Source organism: Shinella sp. M27 (assembly GCF_049199905.1).
Lineage (GTDB): Bacteria > Pseudomonadota > Alphaproteobacteria > Rhizobiales > Rhizobiaceae > Shinella.
In genome coordinates this window covers 109,830-125,154 of sequence record NZ_JBLZPK010000060.1, presented here as the reverse complement: position 1 = coordinate 125,154, position 15,325 = coordinate 109,830, and the positions used below count along the sequence as shown (strand labels likewise).

Below are 15,325 nucleotides of genomic sequence, written 5' to 3'. Positions count from 1 at the left end.
GTCCGGTTGGGTCTGATATAGGAGATCGGATGGGCCAGCGCAAATGCCGGATGCGGCTATAAAAGCGTCTTTGCGTCGAAAGCCGCGACATCTTCCAGCAGCCCGACGAGGCCGTGCAGCGCGTGCGCGATCAACTGCTCGCCCTTTTCGGCGGTGGCGGCACTGGCGTCTCCCGCCACGCCCTTCGGGTTGAGGTCGGACATTTTCCAGCCGAAGGCGTGCGGGCCATAGGCGCGCAGATGGGCGAAGCGGGCGGCGAACTCCGTCTGGCGCGAGACGAAGCGTTCGGCCTTCGCCATATCCACCCGTTCGGGGTGGAGGGCAAGCATGACGGAGGTTTCGATATCGCCGCCATGGATGTCGATGGCCTTGTCCTCCGGGGAAATCCAGCCGTCAGGCTGGCCGAAGCGGGTCCAGGCGGTGGCGATCGCGAGCATGCCGAAGCGCACGCGCGCTTCCGTCGCGACGATGGTCATCAGAGGGGAATTGCCGCCATGGGCATTGAGCAGCACCAGCTTGCGGATGCCGAAGCGGTTGAGGTCCCCGGCGATGCGCAGCCAGCGCTCGATTGCGTCGCCATAGGGGAGCGAATGCGTGCCGGGCACGTCGAGATGTTCGGGCGAGTAGCCGAAGGGCTCGACGGGCAGGAATGTGACGGGCAGGTGCTCCGGCAGAACGGCGGCCAGCCGTTCCGCGATGCCTTCGGCGATCAGCGTGTCGGTTTCGAGCGGCAGGTGCGGGCCGTGGCCCTCATGCGCGCCGAGCGGCAGCACGGCGATCCAGTCCGCGCGGTCTTCCGGGGTCAGCATGGGGTCGTTTTCCACCCATCGCCTCTTGGGGCGTGCCTGGGTATGCGCCATACCGATCCTCCCTTGCCGCCGGCCTTCTTCCTCTGTCATACAGAGCCGGGCCAGCGATGCAAGGTATCGGCGGGCGGTGCAGGAGGCGATGGATGGGCAAGAAGCACAAGGACGGCAAGGACAGCAAGGACGCCAAGAAGGGCAAGAAGAAGAAATCGCACGGGGATGTGTCCGGTGCGGGACTTGCCTCTGCCGTCGTCAATGCTGCCCGGTCCATGCGCACCGTGCTCTCGCGCAATCTTCTCGCCACCGGCCTCTATGCCGGGCAGGACGGCGTAATCCTGGCGCTGTCGGAGGAGGGGGGGCTGACGGCAGGCGCGCTCGCCGCGCGCCTTGGCGTGAAGGCGCCGACCATGACGCGCACCATCGGGCGGCTGGAGGCGCAGGGCTTCGTCGAGCGCCGGCCGGACGAGACGGATGGGCGTCTGACCATGGTGCATCTGACCGAAGCGGGCCGGTCTTCCGTCGATCGCATTTCCGAAGCCGGCCGGCTCAGCGAGCGGCAGGCGGCGGAGGGTTTGAGCGAAAAGGACGTGCGCCATCTCCTCAAGCTGCTGCGCGCCATGGACGAGAATCTGCATGTCTCCGCGCCTGATACGGCGGAGAATGGCGCAAAGCCTGTTGCCGACGACATTTAAACTGTTTAAATAAACTGTTTTAAAGGATGCGTTGCTGCGGGAGGCTACGTGGCACAGAAAATCAAGCTTTCCACCATCGCGGAGACGCTGGGCGTTTCCACCGCGACGGTATCGCTTGCGCTGAGAGACAGTCCGCTCGTTGCTGCCGCGACGCGCGACCGGATCAAGGAACAGGCGCGGGCGCTCGGCTATATCTACAACCGCCGCGCCGCCAGCCTGCGCACCTCCCGATCGGGCATCATCGGCGTCGTCGTGCACGACATCATGAACCCGTTCTATGCGGAAATCCTGAAGTCGATCGAAAGCGAGCTCGATCGCGATCGACAGACTTTCATCCTGTCCAACCACTACGATTCCGTCGAAAAGCAGCGCAATTTCATCGAGACGCTTTTGCAGCTCGGCGGTGACGGCGTCATCATGTCGCCGGCCATCGGCACGCCGCCGGAGGATATCCAGCTTGCCGAGGACAACGGCATGCCGGCGATTCTGATCGCGCGCTCCATCGACGGGCTCGACGTGCCGATCTTCCGCGGTGACGACAGCTATGGCATTTCACTTGCCACCAACCACCTGATCGGGCTTGGCCACCGCACCATCGCTATGGTGGGCGGTACGGACCAGACCTCGACGGGCCGTGACCGTTACCAGGGCTATGTCAATGCGTTGCGCAAGGCCAATATCGAGGTCGATCCGAGCCTGCGCATTCCCGGTCCCCGCACCAAGCAGGGTGGCTTCGAGGCCGCGGTGCACTTCCTCTCCCTGCCGCAGAAGCCGACCGCGGCCGTCTGCTGGAACGATCTCGTCGCAATCGGCCTGATGAACGGCATTGCGCGTGCCGGCCTCGTGCCCGGCCGCGATGTTTCCGTCACCGGCTATGACGATCTGGAAGAGGCGGCGATCGCGACGCCCGCACTCACCACCGTCTGGAACGGCCAGTCGGAAGTCGGCCGAAACGCCGCCCGCGCGCTGCTCGACAAGCTCAAGGGCAGCCATGAGCCTGATGGCATTCATCTCATCAAGCCGGAAATGCGCATCCGGCAATCCACCGGACCGCTGAAGCCGCATCCCGAAGGCTGAGGTCGCAAGCGCAGACGAGGTTTCCCATGTCGGCCAAGACACGCATTCTCGTGCCCGGACCTATCCGCGAACGGGTACTGGAGCGGCTGAAGGAGCGCTTCGATGTCGTGCGAATCGAACGGGCCGACCCGGCGCTGCTCGCCCGCTCGGAAGCCGCGGCCATTTCAGGCGTTGCCGTCTCAGGCGGCGTCAACGGGGCCTTGATCGAGCATCTGCCGGCCCTGGAGATCATCGCGAGTTTCGGCGTCGGTTATGACGGTGTCGATGTCGCCGCCGCTGCCGCACGCGGCATCGCCGTCACCAACACGCCCGATGTTTTGAATGACGAGGTGGCCGACACCGCCATTGGGCTGCTGCTCAATACGCTGCGCCGGTTCCCGCAGGCGGAAACCTGGCTGCGCGAGGGGCGCTGGAAGCGCGAGGGCGCCTTTCCGCTGACGCCGCTCACTCTGCGCGGCCGCACCTTGGGTATCTACGGGCTTGGCCGCATCGGCCTTGCCATTGCCGACCGGCTGAAGGGTTTTGGTGTCGCGATCGCCTATCATACGCGGCGTCCGCGGGCGGATGTGCCCTATGCCTATTATCCGTCGCTCATCGAGATGGCGCAGGCGGTGGACACGCTGATCGCCATCGTGCCGAAGACGGCCGAGACCCATCGCACCATCGACGCGACCGTGCTGAAGGCGCTTGGCGCCGATGGCGTGCTGATCAATGTCGGGCGCGGCTGGACCGTCGATGAGGAGGCGCTTGTGCAGGCGCTTGAGAACGGTGTCATCGCCGGGGCCGGGCTCGACGTGTTCTACGACGAGCCCCATGTGCCGGAGGCGTTGCTGGCGCTGCCGAATGTCTCGCTTCTGCCGCATGTCGCCTCGGCCTCCGTCGCGACACGGGATGCGATGGCCGATCTGGTCGCCGATAATCTGCAGGCTTGGTTCGACACGGGTTCGGCGCTGACACCCGTGTCGGAGACGCCCTTTACGCGAAAAACCGGGGCAGGGCTGGAAAGCCTTCGTTAACCCTTCGGCAAGTTTGGCGGCGCATGATCCTTCCGACGAGTCGTTGCGAAGGAGAATGCCATGAAGATGCTGATGATGGTCGCCGCAGTCGGTGTGGCCTCGTTCGGTCTCTGGAGCGTGGCCAATCACCAGACGCCCGGTGTTGATCCGGTCGTCTCGAATTCGATCCCGGCCGGTGCGACCGACCACGCCTACACGATCTCCAACGTCACGGCGAACACGGCCTGCCTTGCCGAACGCGGCACGCGCATTTCCAGCCGCAGCGAGCGCTTCACCGCGAATGCGGATTGTGATGCGGTCTGGCCGGGCCTTTCGGCGGCGCGGACCTGGATCAACAATGGCGATGGTACGGTGGTCGTTGCGGACGCGCGCGGCGAGCCGATCCTGACCGTCGTCGATGGCGATGGTGCCTATGAGACGGTCGAACCGGCTGACGCCTTGGTCACGATGATTTCCGCCGACTGACGGCCTACTCGGCCGCCGTCCGGTGCATCAGGCCCTGCTTGGAAGCCGTATAGTCGCGCACGGCTTCGCCGAAGGCGGCGAAAAGCTTGTTGGAGGGCTGGTCGGAGCCGATCCAATATTCCGGATGCCACTGCACGCCGACCGCAAAGGCCTTCGCGCCGATGACGGAGACGGCCTCGATCGTGCCGTCTTCGGCGACGGCTTCCACGGCAAGGCGCGGTGCCCGTTCCGAGATGGCCTGGCGATGCAGCGAGTTCACCTGCACCTCACCCGCGCCGACGATACCGGCCAGGCAGCTGCCTTCCTTGACCGACACCGTCTGGCGAATGCCATAGGCGACGTCGAGAACCGGCGTATCGGGCTTGCGGTGATCCCACATGCCCGGCTGATCCTGGATTTCGTTGGCGAGCGTGCCGCCGAGCACGACGTTCAGTTCCTGAATGCCACGGCAGATGGCGAGCAGCGGAATGCCGCGCTCCAGCGCCCGCTCGATCAGCGGCAGGCTGGTCGCGTCGCGCGCCCGGTCATAGGGGCCTTCCGCATCGGTGGCTTCCTTGCCGTAGAGCGAGGGGTGCACATTGGTGCGCGAACCGCTGACGAGAAGTCCGTCCACCCGATCGAGAATGCCGTCGAAGTCGTTGTCGTCCTCAAGTGCGGGCACGAGAAAGACGGTGACGTCGGCGCCCTTCACGGCGGCGCGGACATACTGGTTGGGTGTGGCCTGCCAGACGTTGCCTTCGATCTCCCTGATATCGGCGGGGATGGCGACGACGGGTTTCGACATGATGGGCTCCAGAAAAGAAATACCAAAACAGGATTTGATATCAAATCTCGTTTCAGTCAATTCCCCCTTTCAGGCGAAATGACGGCGAAAATGCCTAGGGGGCGGTGGGAAGTCTAGGACCGGCGGCCGGAACTGACAAGATTTTACGATTTGGTGTGTGCAGGCTGTTAACCACGCATTTGCAAACAGCGATTGCACGCGTGAGAATTTTTTGCCGTAGCCACGCGCAATACTGTGTCGTCTTGGAGTCAGGAAGTTGCGCCTAAAGCTTATGAAAAGTTGAGTCTGACGTGGGGAGAGCCCGGTTTCTGCAATATTGGGTTGAGTACCTCTTCCCTCGGTTGAACAGGCGTGCAATAATCCCTGCGGTTACCCTCGTTATTGGGTAATTTCCCGAAATCATTCATTAAATGTTGGCCGGTAACCCTCACTCGTCATAGGGAGTGCCGAGTCCATGAAGGATAAGGGTCAAAACACACTGCCAGCTGATGTGTACTTTTCGTTCGTCAGCTCGCTGTACGGGAATCGCCAGACCCTTTTCGTGGGCATGATTTCGCATGTCATCACGTTTTCCTTCGTTTACGCCAAGACCGCCGATCCGTTCTTTCTCGCCTGCAGCGCGCTGGTCGTGCTCGTCTGGTCGTTGCGCGCGCAGGGCATGCGCCGCTTCGACCGCGTGGAGAAATCGGCGCTCGACATGGACGGCATCCGCTTCTGGGAAAACTGGTACAACACCGGTGCCGTCGGCACGACGATCGTGCTCGGCTCGGCCTGCGGCTACAGTCTTCTTGTCAGCCGCGACAGCTTTGCCGAGCTCGCTTGCATTTCGGTGACGCTCGCCACCATGGTCTCGGTCGTCGGCCGCAACTATGGTTCGCGCCGCGCCGTGGACTATATCACGCTGTCGGCCTGTATCCCGATGGTGCTCGGCTTCCTTGGCCTGCAGGATTTCTACCATGCGGTGCTGGCCGTCCTCATCCTGCCCTTCATTCTGACGACGCGCATGATGGCGAACGGCGTGCGCGCGTTCCTCTATGAGAACGTGCTGGCTGCCCGCGAGATATCGACGATCGCCGACCGTTTCGATACGGCGCTGAACAACATGCCACATGGCCTGTTCATGCTGGATGCCGATCATCGTATCCTCGTCGCCAACCGCCGGGCCTGTGAACTCCTGCACCTCGGCAGCCAGGAGCGCCTGAAGGATTGTCATCTCGACGTCGTCCTGCGGTTCGGCGTACGCAACACCTTCTTCAATGCCGATCAGAGCAAGGCGATCCTGCGCCAGCTCGACGAACTCTTGAGAGGCGAGCGTTCGCGCGCACTCGTGCAGGTGACGGATGGTCTCTATCTCGAATTCACCGCCTCGACGCGCGAAAACGGCGGCGCGGTCCTGATCTTCGAAGACGTCACGGCACGTGTCCGGGCGGAAAACAAGATCCTGCACATGGTGCGCTACGACAGCCTCACCGGCCTGCCGAACCGCACCTATTTCGCCGATCTCGTCCAGGAATCGCTCGCCGAGCGCAAGAAGCCCGGCACGGTTGGCTTCATGGTTCTCGATGTCGACGACTTCAAGCACGTCAACGACATGAAGGGCCACGTCACCGGCGACCGGCTGCTCTGCGCCATCGCCGAGCGCGTGCGCCGCCTGGCCGGCGACAAGGTTCTGGCCGCCCATCTGATGGGCGACGAATTCATCCTGTTCTTCCCCAACGAGGGCAACCGCCGCGACCTCGAAACGCGCATGCGCCGCGTCCATGAGCAACTGCGCGGCACCTATGCCGTCGATGGCATGACCCTTCAGGTCTCCTTCTCCGCCGGCAGCGTCACCGTGCCGAGCGAGGACTTCCGGCTGGAGGAAATGCAGATTCGCGCCGACCTCGCGCTCTTCGAGACCAAGTCGCGCGCCAAGGGCGGTTTCACCCTGTTCGAGCAGGAGATGGACGCGCGTTATGTCGACCGGCAGAAGCTGAAGGACGACCTGCGCAAGGCCATCACCGACAATGCGCTGTCGGTCGCCTACCAGCCGATGTTCGTGCCGGATGGTTCCCGCATCGAATGCTGCGAGGCGCTGTCGCGCTGGACGCATCCCGAGCGTGGTCCGGTCGCGCCGAACATCTTCATCCAGATCGCCGAGGAGATGGGCATCGTCTCCGACATCACGCGCTTCATGATCATGCGCGCCTGCGCCGACTGCGCGACGTGGCCGGCGCATATGAGTGTGTCGGTCAATCTCTCGGTGCAGGATTTGCGCGGTACCGGCATCGTCGATCTCGTCGCCGAGGCGCTGGAGGCGGCAGGGCTGGAGCCGCACCGACTGCATCTGGAAGTCACAGAAAGCTGCCTGATGGAAGAGCCGGTGAAGGTGCAGGCGATTCTTCAGGAATTGCGCGCCCGCGGCATCACGATTGCCATCGACGATTTCGGCACCGGCTATTCCAGCCTCAGCTATCTCGACCAGCTGCCGCTTGATCTCATCAAGATCGACCGTTCCTTCGTCCGCAACATCGGCGAGGACGCCCGCCGCTTCAAACTGCTGCGCGGCACCGTCAACCTGTCGCGCGAACTCGGCCTGCGCATCGTCATCGAAGGTGTGGAAACGCAGGAGCAATTGGCGCTCATCAACAAGTATGAGTGTGCCGATCTCGTGCAGGGTTACGTTTTTGCGGCCCCGATGTCGCTTAGCGCGCTGCGCGATCTCTACGAAACGCTCGGCGGCACGCCCGGCAATTCCCACCGCAGCGGTCGCCGCGTCGCCTGATTTTCTTCAGCTTTTTTGCGCAGCGTATGAAATCGATACGCTATATCAGCTTCTTCAAAATTAGCGTTAACCAACTATTAAGGTTAATGAATGGTATTTTACACAAATTGTCGTATATCGACGATTGTAGGTGACGGCAGCGCGGTGGCTGCCGGCTTTCAATCGAGGATGTGCGCGCAATGGCGAGCGTGGATACGGCGACCAATCGTTTTTCGGACAAGCTTCTGGAACTGCTCGACCGGGTGGAATACCGCCGGGTGGAAACGGGCGAGGACATGGAAGAAGTCGCGCGCATCCGCTTCAAGGCCTACAAGATGGCCGATATCCTGCCGCTCAAGGGCAACACGCTGATCGACGACATCGATTTCGACAGCCATGCCTATGTCTTCGGCATCTATTACGAAGAGCGCCTGATCTCGACGGTGCGCCTTCACCATGTGACGCCGGAGCACCGCGTCAGTTCGTCGGGCTCGATCTTCCCGAACGAGATCAATGCCTTCCTCGACGCCGGGATGTCGCTGATCGACCCGGTGCGCCTGGCCGCCGATCCGCTGGTCCTGCGCGAAATGCCGGCGATCCCGTATCTCACGCTGCGCATCGCCACCATGGCGACGGACTATTTCGCCGTCGACCGCTGCCTGCAACTCGTCAAGCCGCAGCACGCCGCCTTCTACAAGCGCGTCTTCGACGCCGACACGATCGTCGAGCCGCAGAAGGATTGCGGCGAGTACAACATCGACCTCACGCTGATGGCGACCCGCACGAAGGAAACGCTGCCGCCGCTCTACAAGCGCTTCCCGTTCTTCAAGTCGGAAGCCTATGAGCGCCGCATGATGTTCGCGCGCGGCGGCGATATGCCGTTCAGCCCGCTGACCGTGCGCCCGACCGCCCGCCGCGCCCATTTCGGCCATGGCCAGATCGAGATTTCCGGCAACGCCTACGCAGGCTGAGACACGCGTAATGATGTCGCAGACGGGCTGGTTTCGAAGGAAACCGGCCCGTTGCGTTTCGGAAACGATACAGGGCTGAAACCAGCCCCGTCCTTGCCGTTGCGCTTTGTCTATCCATTGTGTATGGCCTGAAAGACATTGCGCTTTCGCGCATGAGGGAAAGCGGACCGCCTTTGGGTCCGGGGAATATTAGGCGCTCGTCGGGTGGAGAGTGTTCCGGCTGGGAGCGCAGGTGCTTAGGAGAAGGTACTATGGCTGAACATCATTCCGGACCGGTGGAAATGGGCGCTCCGATGGATTACCCGGAGCATGAGAAGACCTACAACCTCTTCATCGCCGGCGCCAAGTACGGCACGCTGTTCTGCGTCGCCCTGCTGATCGCCATGGCTGCCGGTTTCTTCACCAGCGCCGGCTTCTTCAGCGCGCTGCTGCTGCTCATCATCCTCAACGTCGTCGGGTTCATCCTGCTCCGTTGATCTAAAAATCTGCATTTCATTTGCAGCTTATTGCGGCGCCGTCCGGCGCCGTGATCCAACACGGCCAGTCTCGGGGGGAGGACCACGGTTTGAGTCAGTGTGTTTTTATAGCACGGGAAAGCGATGCAGCGGAGGGCCGCGTCGCGGGCTCCGTTGAAACAGTCAAGAAAATGAAGAGCCTTGGTCTCGACGTGCTCGTCGAGACCGGTGCGGGGCTTCGGTCCCGAATCCTGGATGCCGATTATGAGGCTGCCGGGGCGCGCATCGTGGGGGCGGGCGAGGCGAATGCCGCTGACGTCGTCCTGAAGGTGCGCCGGCCGACCGCGGCCGAGATCGCGACCTACAAGTCTGGCGCCATCGTCATTGCCACGATGGATCCATATGGCAATGAAACCGCCATCGCGGAGATGGCCAATGCCGGTCTCACCACCTTTGCCATGGAATTGATGCCGCGCATCACGCGGGCCCAGTCGATGGACATCCTGTCCTCGCAGGCCAACCTTGCCGGCTACCAGGCCGTCATCGATGCGGCTCATGAATTCGACCGCGCCATGCCGATGATGATGACCGCCGCCGGTACCGTTCCGGCAGCAAAAGTCTTCGTCATGGGGGCAGGCGTTGCCGGCCTTCAGGCCATCGCCACGGCTCGCCGCCTCGGCGCCGCCGTCTCCGCCACGGACGTTCGGCCGGCCGCCAAGGAACAGGTTGCCTCGCTCGGCGCCAAGTTCATCGCCGTCGAGGACGACGAGTTCAAGGCCGCCGAAACTGCCGGCGGTTACGCGAAGGAGATGTCCAAGGAGTATCAGGCCAAGCAGGCCGCGCTCGTTGCCGACCATATCGCCAAGCAGGACATCGTCATCACCACGGCGCTGATCCCCGGCCGTCCGGCCCCACGTCTCGTGACGCGCCAGATGCTGGCCGCCATGAAGACCGGTTCCGTCGTCGTCGACCTCGCGGTCGAACGCGGCGGCAATATCGAGGGCTCCGAGCCCGGCAAGGTCGTGGAGGTCGAAGGCGTTAGGGTCATCGGCTATCTCAACGTTCCCGGCCGCATCGCGGCCTCCGCCTCCGCACTCTACGCCAAGAACCTCATCACCTTCCTCGAGACCATGGTCGACAAGGAAACGAAATCGGTTTCGGTCAATGTCGAGGATGAACTCGTCAAGGCGACGATGCTGACCAACGGCGGCGCCGTTGTGCATCCGAACTTCGGCGGATCCGTTCAGCAAGGGGAGGGTAAGTGATGGCGAACGAACTTCTCGACAAGGCAATCACCGATCTCGAACGTGCCGTGGAAGCGGTTCGCGCGGCGTCCGAATATGTGCCCGATGCGGCTGCCGCCGCGGCCCACGGTGTTTCCGGCGGCGCTATCGATCCCTTCGTCTTCCGTCTGGCGATCTTCGTGCTGTCGATCTTTGTCGGCTACTACGTCGTCTGGTCGGTGACGCCGGCGCTGCACACGCCGCTCATGGCCGTCACCAACGCGATTTCCTCGGTCATCGTCGTCGGCGCGCTCTTGGCCGTCGGTATCTCGCTTTCGGGTGTTGCGACCGGCTTCGGCTTCGTCGCGCTCATCCTTGCCTCCGTCAACATCTTCGGCGGCTTCCTCGTCACCCAGCGCATGCTGGCGATGTACAAGAAAAAAGAGAAGTGAGGGCGGCCCGATGAACGTTAACTTCGCAGCCTTCCTCTACCTCGTTTCCGGGGTGCTCTTCATCATGGCTCTTCGCGGCCTGTCGCATCCGACGACCAGCCGCCGCGGCAATATGCTCGGCATGATCGGCATGGGCATTGCCATCGGCACGACGCTGCTGCTCGCGACGCCGTCCTTCGGCGGCCTCGTGCTCATCGTGCTCGGTCTTGCCATCGGTGGCGGTGCCGGCGCTTACATCGCCCGCTCAATCCCGATGACCTCGATGCCGCAGCTCGTCGCCGGTTTCCACTCGCTCGTCGGCCTCGCCGCCGTGCTTGTGGCTGCCGCAGCGCTCTATTCGCCGGTGTCCTTCGGCATCGGCCAGATCGGCGAGATCCACGGCCAGGCGCTCGTCGAAATGGCACTGGGCGCCGCCATCGGCGCGATCACCTTCACGGGCTCGATCATCGCCTTCTTGAAGCTCGACGGGCGCATGTCCGGCAAGCCGATCATGCTGCCCTACCGGCATGTCATCAACATCGTGCTGCTGGCGGCGATCGTCTTCTTCATCGTCGGCCTGACGCTGTCGGAAAGCCATTTCGACTTCTGGCTGATCGTCGTCCTGGCGCTGGCGCTCGGCGTTCTGCTCATCGTGCCGATCGGCGGCGCCGACATGCCCGTCGTCGTGTCGATGCTCAACTCCTATTCGGGTTGGGCGGCGGCGGGCATCGGCTTTACGCTCGGCAATCTCGCGCTGATCATCACCGGCGCGCTGGTCGGTTCCTCGGGCGCGATCCTGTCCTACATCATGTGCAAGGGCATGAACCGCTCCTTCATCTCGGTCATCCTCGGTGGCTTCGGCGGCGACAGCGGTGCGGCGGCGAGCGATGACGGCGTGCAGCGGACGGTCAAGCAGGGGTCCGCTGACGACGCGGCCTTCCTGATGGCCAATGCCTCCAAGGTCATCATCGTGCCGGGCTACGGCATGGCAGTGGCGCAGGCGCAGCATGCGGTGCGGGAACTCGCCGATGCGCTGAAGAAGAACGGCGTCGAGGTGAAATACGCGATCCATCCGGTCGCCGGCCGCATGCCGGGCCACATGAACGTGCTGCTCGCCGAGGCGAACGTGCCCTATGACGAAGTGTTCGAGCTTGAGGACATCAACTCGGAATTCGCGCAGGCGGATGTGGCTTACGTCATTGGTGCCAACGACGTGACGAACCCGGCAGCGCGTGACGACAAGTCCTCGCCGATCTACGGCATGCCGATCCTCGACGTCGACAAGGCCAAGACCTGCCTCTTCGTCAAGCGTTCGCTCGGCTCCGGCTATGCCGGCATCGACAACACGCTGTTCTATAAGGATGGCACGATGATGCTGCTCGGCGACGCCAAGAAGATGACGGACGATATTGTCAAGGCGATGAACCACTAAAACATACCCCACGCCGAAGCATCGTTTCGGCGTGGGGTAAGGCAATCAAACGAATACTCCGAAATGAAAAAAGCCCGCGAGACGATCGCGGGCTTTTTGGTGTTGGTCATTGCGTCTGATATCAGCTCGGTTGGGCGCCGCCCTTTGCGCGCGCCAGGCCTGCCTTGGCCGGGGCATAATTCGGGTCGAGACGCAGCGCCTGCGCATAGGACTTCGACGCTTTGTTCATCTCGCCGCGGCGCTCATAGATCAGCGCCTGGTTCGCCCAGGATTCTGCGAGCTTGCCGTCGAGGTTGATGGCGGTGTTGAAATCCTGGAACGCGTTGTCGTCGTCGCCCTTCGCCGCATAGGAAATGCCGCGGCCGTTATAGGGTTCGGCCGAGTTCGGCGAGAGCGAGATGGCCTTCGAGAAGTCCTCGATCGCCTTGTCGTGCTGGCGGCGTGCCTGGAAGATCAGGCCGCGATTGTGGTAGGCGCGCGGGTCGGTCGTGTCGAGCTCGATTGCCTTGTTGAAGTCGCGGAAGGCTTCGTCGAGACGGCCGGCCTGGCGGTAGAGATTGCCGCGGCCGATATAGGCGACGTCATAGCTCGGGTTGAGCTGCAGCGCGGTGTTGTAGTCCGCTGCCGCCTGCGCCTGATCGCCCATGTTGCGCTCGACGAGTGCGCGGTTGGCATAGGCCTGGTAGAAACGCGGCTTGAGTTCGATGGCGCGGTTGAAATCATCCAGCGCCCGGCGGTGCTCGCCGGCACGGCCATAGGCCGAACCGCGCACGTTATAGGCTTCCGGATCCTGCGGGTTGGCGGAGATGACGGCCGAAAGCGAGGCGATGTTTTCCTGCGAGCCCTGGGCGCGCTCCACCTTCAGCACATCCGTCGAGGTCGTCGACTGGCAGCCGGCCAGAAGGAGCGCAAGCGACGTCGCGGCCACGGCGGCCATCAGGGGGCGGCGCATGCGGGCAGCCGAGGAGGGGAGACGATCGATCGGGAACCCGGTAGATGCAGCCATATCCAAGTGCTAATCCTCAAAATGAGCGTCTTCCACGCCTCATGCGTGAAGACATACGCTACGGCCTCCACGGCGCGCATCTGTTATGATGCATAGGGACGCCGTGGTCTTTTAACTTGCCAATTTTGTCTGAAATCGACATCGATTTCAGACAAAATTGGCGGGCCAATTCCGGCAAGGTTCGTAGCGATATCGCCCGGAATAGCACGGAAAGGTCTTTCACTTCCGTGAAAATCTTCCGGTCGCATTAAAAAAGGCGGCGGCGAAATATTCGCCCCCGCCCGGTCTTGCATCCGAAAGCGTCGAAAAGGCGACCGATTAACGGGCGCCCGGACGAGCGGTGACGCCGCCAGCTTCGCGCTGGGCGCGCTTGCGGGCCAGCTTGCGGACGCGACGGACGGCTTCGGCCTTTTCACGCGCACGCTTTTCAGACGGCTTTTCGAAATAGTCGCGCATCTTCATTTCACGGAAGATGCCTTCACGCTGCATCTTCTTCTTGAGAGCGCGGAGAGCCTGATCAACGTTGTTGTCGCGGACAAGTACCTGCACGAGAATCCCGTTCCTTTGGTTTTGTAAGCCCCGCGAGCACAGGTCGCCAGGCAAATAGATTGCGTTCGCACAGCCCGCAGGCTGGCAATTGGCGCGTCGGATACCAGAAGCCGGCGGGGAAGTCCAGCCTGAAGCGCCCGCATGTTAAGGATATTTGCGCCGAAGCACCGCAAGCCCGATGCATAACGGGTGCGAGGGTGCTTTGGAGAAGGCTTCTAAGTCTCCGACTTTTCAGGAGCGCGCGGCGGCCGGTCGAGTTCTCTTTCGAGATATCCGGTGCTTTCAAGGCAAACATCAAACACGCGACACCGGCCATGTCGCATGTGGTACAAGGTGCGCCTGAATGCGTCGCAAAGGATACGGCGTCGGGCGTCAGGATTTGCTTTCTATCGAGGCAGGAAACAGCCGGCTGCGGCCGGCGAGCGTTTGAGGATACGGGATGCGCAAATATTCGGTTTTCGCCGTGGCCCGCGAGGCGATGCGTGGCCACAAGGGATGGGAGGCGCAGTGGACCTCGCCCGAGCCGCGCAAGGAATACGACGTGATCATCGTCGGCGGCGGCGGCCATGGTCTTGGCGCGGCCTACTACCTCGCCAAAGAGCATGGCATCACCAATATCGCCGTGATCGAGAAGGGCTGGCTCGGCGGCGGCAATACCGGCCGTAACACGACCATCATCCGCTCGAACTATCTCTATGACGAGAGCATGGATATCTACGAGCACTCCCTGAAGCTCTGGGAAGGCTTGAGCCAGGATCTCAACTACAACGTCATGTATTCGCCGCGCGGCGTGATGATGCTGTCGCACAATGTGCATGACAAGCAGTCCTTCCAGCGCCACGTCCATGCCAACAGGCTCTACGGCATCGACAACGAATGGCTGACGCCGCAGCAGGCGAAGGAGTTCGTGCCGGTTCTCGATATTTCGGCCTCTGCCCGCTACCCGATCAACGGTGCCGCCCTGCAGCGCCGCGGCGGCACGGCCCGTCACGATGCCGTCGCCTGGGGTTATGCCCGTGCAGCGTCGGATCGTGGCGTTCACGTCATCCAGAACTGCGAAGTGAAGGGTATCCGCCGTGGTCCCGATGGCGCGGTGACGGGTGTCGAGACCTCCAAGGGCTTTATCGGCGCCAAAAAGGTCGCCGTGTCGGCCTCCGGCCACAACTCGGTCATCCTTTCCATGGCCGACGTTAAGCTGCCGCTGCATTCCGTTCCGCTTCAGGCGCTCGTTTCCGAGCCGATGAAACCGATCTTTCCCTGCGTGGTCATGTCCAACTCGGTGCATGCCTATATCTCGCAGTCGGACAAGGGCGAGCTCGTCATCGGCGCCGGTACGGACCAGTACAATTCCTACTCCCAGACCGGCGGTCTGCAGATCATCACGCATACGCTGGACGCCATCTGCGAACTCTTCCCGATGTTCCGCCGCGTCAAGATGATGCGTCAGTGGGGCGGCATCACCGATAACACGCCGGACCGTTCCGCGATCCAGGGCATCACGCCGGTGAAGAACCTTTTCGTCAATTGCGGCTGGGGCACCGGCGGCTTCAAGGCGACGCCGGGTTCGGCCCATCTCTTCGCGCATCTCATCGCCAAGGGCGAGCCGCACCGGCTGGCCGCCGGCCTGACGCTCGATCGCTTCCGCACCGGCCGCCTCATCGACGAGGCCGCGGCC

General features: G+C 62.6%; 15 protein-coding genes. 11 read left to right on the top strand and 4 right to left on the bottom strand.

Annotation, left to right across the window (positions count from 1 at the left end):
• Positions 1 to 56: 56 nt before the first annotated feature.
• Positions 57 to 860, bottom strand: a complete 804-nt coding sequence (locus ACOZK4_RS22615; RefSeq protein ID WP_421593938.1) for a creatininase family protein — start codon at positions 858 to 860, stop codon at positions 57 to 59.
• Between the two features lie 92 nt (positions 861 to 952).
• Between ACOZK4_RS22615 and ACOZK4_RS22610 the strand changes: the two genes are divergently transcribed.
• From ACOZK4_RS22610 to ACOZK4_RS22595, 4 genes are read left to right on the top strand one after another with little or no spacing between them, the layout of a single operon-like run.
• A complete protein-coding gene (locus tag ACOZK4_RS22610) occupies positions 953 to 1,498 on the top strand; it encodes a MarR family transcriptional regulator (protein ID WP_313525712.1) in 546 nt (181 codons plus the stop codon).
• A 48-nt stretch (positions 1,499 to 1,546) separates the two neighbouring features.
• Entirely contained in the window at positions 1,547 to 2,575 is a 1,029-nt protein-coding gene (locus ACOZK4_RS22605; protein ID WP_298102861.1) for a LacI family DNA-binding transcriptional regulator, read from the top strand.
• Between the two features lie 26 nt (positions 2,576 to 2,601).
• Entirely contained in the window at positions 2,602 to 3,591 is a 990-nt protein-coding gene (locus tag ACOZK4_RS22600) for a 2-hydroxyacid dehydrogenase (RefSeq protein ID WP_421593935.1), read from the top strand.
• A gap of 60 nt (positions 3,592 to 3,651) precedes the next feature.
• The gene (locus ACOZK4_RS22595; protein WP_421593933.1) at positions 3,652 to 4,056 is read left to right on the top strand and encodes a hypothetical protein; all 405 of its coding nucleotides are present in this window, start codon (positions 3,652 to 3,654) and stop codon (positions 4,054 to 4,056) included.
• 4 nt (positions 4,057 to 4,060) lie between these two features.
• On the opposite strand, the gene ACOZK4_RS22590 is transcribed toward ACOZK4_RS22595, so the two are convergent.
• Positions 4,061 to 4,840, bottom strand: coding sequence for a gamma-glutamyl-gamma-aminobutyrate hydrolase family protein (locus tag ACOZK4_RS22590; RefSeq protein WP_421593932.1), 780 nt, complete (start codon positions 4,838 to 4,840; stop codon positions 4,061 to 4,063).
• 454 nt (positions 4,841 to 5,294) lie between these two features.
• Here ACOZK4_RS22590 and ACOZK4_RS22585 point away from each other — a divergent pair, with 454 nt between their 5' ends.
• The 6 genes from ACOZK4_RS22585 to ACOZK4_RS22560 all read left to right on the top strand — a co-directional run bounded on the left by ACOZK4_RS22585 (position 5,295) and on the right by ACOZK4_RS22560 (position 12,095).
• Positions 5,295 to 7,604 (top strand): putative bifunctional diguanylate cyclase/phosphodiesterase, encoded by a 2,310-nt coding sequence (locus tag ACOZK4_RS22585; RefSeq protein WP_421593930.1) that lies wholly within the window; start codon positions 5,295 to 5,297, stop codon positions 7,602 to 7,604.
• Positions 7,605 to 7,783: 179 nt separating this feature from the next.
• Positions 7,784 to 8,554 carry an N-acyl amino acid synthase FeeM domain-containing protein gene (locus tag ACOZK4_RS22580; RefSeq protein ID WP_421593929.1) on the top strand — a complete coding sequence of 257 codons (771 nt, stop codon included), beginning with the start codon at positions 7,784 to 7,786 and terminating at the stop codon, positions 8,552 to 8,554.
• Positions 8,555 to 8,805: 251 nt separating this feature from the next.
• Positions 8,806 to 9,030, top strand: a complete 225-nt coding sequence (locus tag ACOZK4_RS22575) for an aa3-type cytochrome c oxidase subunit IV (RefSeq protein ID WP_117370600.1) — start codon at positions 8,806 to 8,808, stop codon at positions 9,028 to 9,030.
• Between the two features lie 89 nt (positions 9,031 to 9,119).
• Entirely contained in the window at positions 9,120 to 10,274 is a 1,155-nt protein-coding gene (locus tag ACOZK4_RS22570; protein WP_421593926.1) for a Re/Si-specific NAD(P)(+) transhydrogenase subunit alpha, read from the top strand.
• Positions 10,274 to 10,684, top strand: coding sequence for an NAD(P) transhydrogenase subunit alpha (locus tag ACOZK4_RS22565; protein WP_023515780.1), 411 nt, complete (start codon positions 10,274 to 10,276; stop codon positions 10,682 to 10,684). The genes ACOZK4_RS22570 and ACOZK4_RS22565 overlap by 1 nt, the downstream gene beginning before the upstream one ends.
• A gap of 10 nt (positions 10,685 to 10,694) precedes the next feature.
• Entirely contained in the window at positions 10,695 to 12,095 is a 1,401-nt protein-coding gene (locus tag ACOZK4_RS22560) for an NAD(P)(+) transhydrogenase (Re/Si-specific) subunit beta (RefSeq protein ID WP_421593924.1), read from the top strand.
• Between the two features lie 121 nt (positions 12,096 to 12,216).
• Here ACOZK4_RS22560 and ACOZK4_RS22555 read toward each other — a convergent pair whose 3' ends face one another.
• Positions 12,217 to 13,047 carry a tetratricopeptide repeat protein gene (locus tag ACOZK4_RS22555; RefSeq protein WP_313525757.1) on the bottom strand — a complete coding sequence of 277 codons (831 nt, stop codon included), beginning with the start codon at positions 13,045 to 13,047 and terminating at the stop codon, positions 12,217 to 12,219.
• Between the two features lie 372 nt (positions 13,048 to 13,419).
• A complete protein-coding gene (rpsU, locus tag ACOZK4_RS22550; RefSeq protein WP_313525744.1) occupies positions 13,420 to 13,650 on the bottom strand; it encodes a 30S ribosomal protein S21 in 231 nt (76 codons plus the stop codon).
• A gap of 439 nt (positions 13,651 to 14,089) precedes the next feature.
• Between rpsU and ACOZK4_RS22545 the strand changes: the two genes are divergently transcribed.
• Positions 14,090 to 15,325 (top strand): sarcosine oxidase subunit beta family protein (locus ACOZK4_RS22545; protein ID WP_421593922.1); only part of this gene is annotated, 1,236 nt, incomplete at its 3' end.

What these genes read in the sequence shown, in the direction of transcription:
- ACOZK4_RS22615 (WP_421593938.1), bottom strand. Translation starts at nt 860, where the DNA reads ATGGCGCATACCCAGGCACGCCCCAAGAGGCGATGGGTGGAAAACGAC.
- ACOZK4_RS22610 (WP_313525712.1), top strand. Translation starts at nt 953, where the DNA reads ATGGGCAAGAAGCACAAGGACGGCAAGGACAGCAAGGACGCCAAGAAG.
- ACOZK4_RS22600 (WP_421593935.1), top strand. Translation starts at nt 2,602, where the DNA reads ATGTCGGCCAAGACACGCATTCTCGTGCCCGGACCTATCCGCGAACGG.
- ACOZK4_RS22595 (WP_421593933.1), top strand. Translation starts at nt 3,652, where the DNA reads ATGAAGATGCTGATGATGGTCGCCGCAGTCGGTGTGGCCTCGTTCGGT.
- ACOZK4_RS22590 (WP_421593932.1), bottom strand. Translation starts at nt 4,840, where the DNA reads ATGTCGAAACCCGTCGTCGCCATCCCCGCCGATATCAGGGAGATCGAA.
- ACOZK4_RS22585 (WP_421593930.1), top strand. Translation starts at nt 5,295, where the DNA reads ATGAAGGATAAGGGTCAAAACACACTGCCAGCTGATGTGTACTTTTCG.
- ACOZK4_RS22580 (WP_421593929.1), top strand. Translation starts at nt 7,784, where the DNA reads ATGGCGAGCGTGGATACGGCGACCAATCGTTTTTCGGACAAGCTTCTG.
- ACOZK4_RS22575 (WP_117370600.1), top strand. Translation starts at nt 8,806, where the DNA reads ATGGCTGAACATCATTCCGGACCGGTGGAAATGGGCGCTCCGATGGAT.
- ACOZK4_RS22565 (WP_023515780.1), top strand. Translation starts at nt 10,274, where the DNA reads ATGGCGAACGAACTTCTCGACAAGGCAATCACCGATCTCGAACGTGCC.
- ACOZK4_RS22560 (WP_421593924.1), top strand. Translation starts at nt 10,695, where the DNA reads ATGAACGTTAACTTCGCAGCCTTCCTCTACCTCGTTTCCGGGGTGCTC.
- ACOZK4_RS22555 (WP_313525757.1), bottom strand. Translation starts at nt 13,047, where the DNA reads ATGCGCCGCCCCCTGATGGCCGCCGTGGCCGCGACGTCGCTTGCGCTC.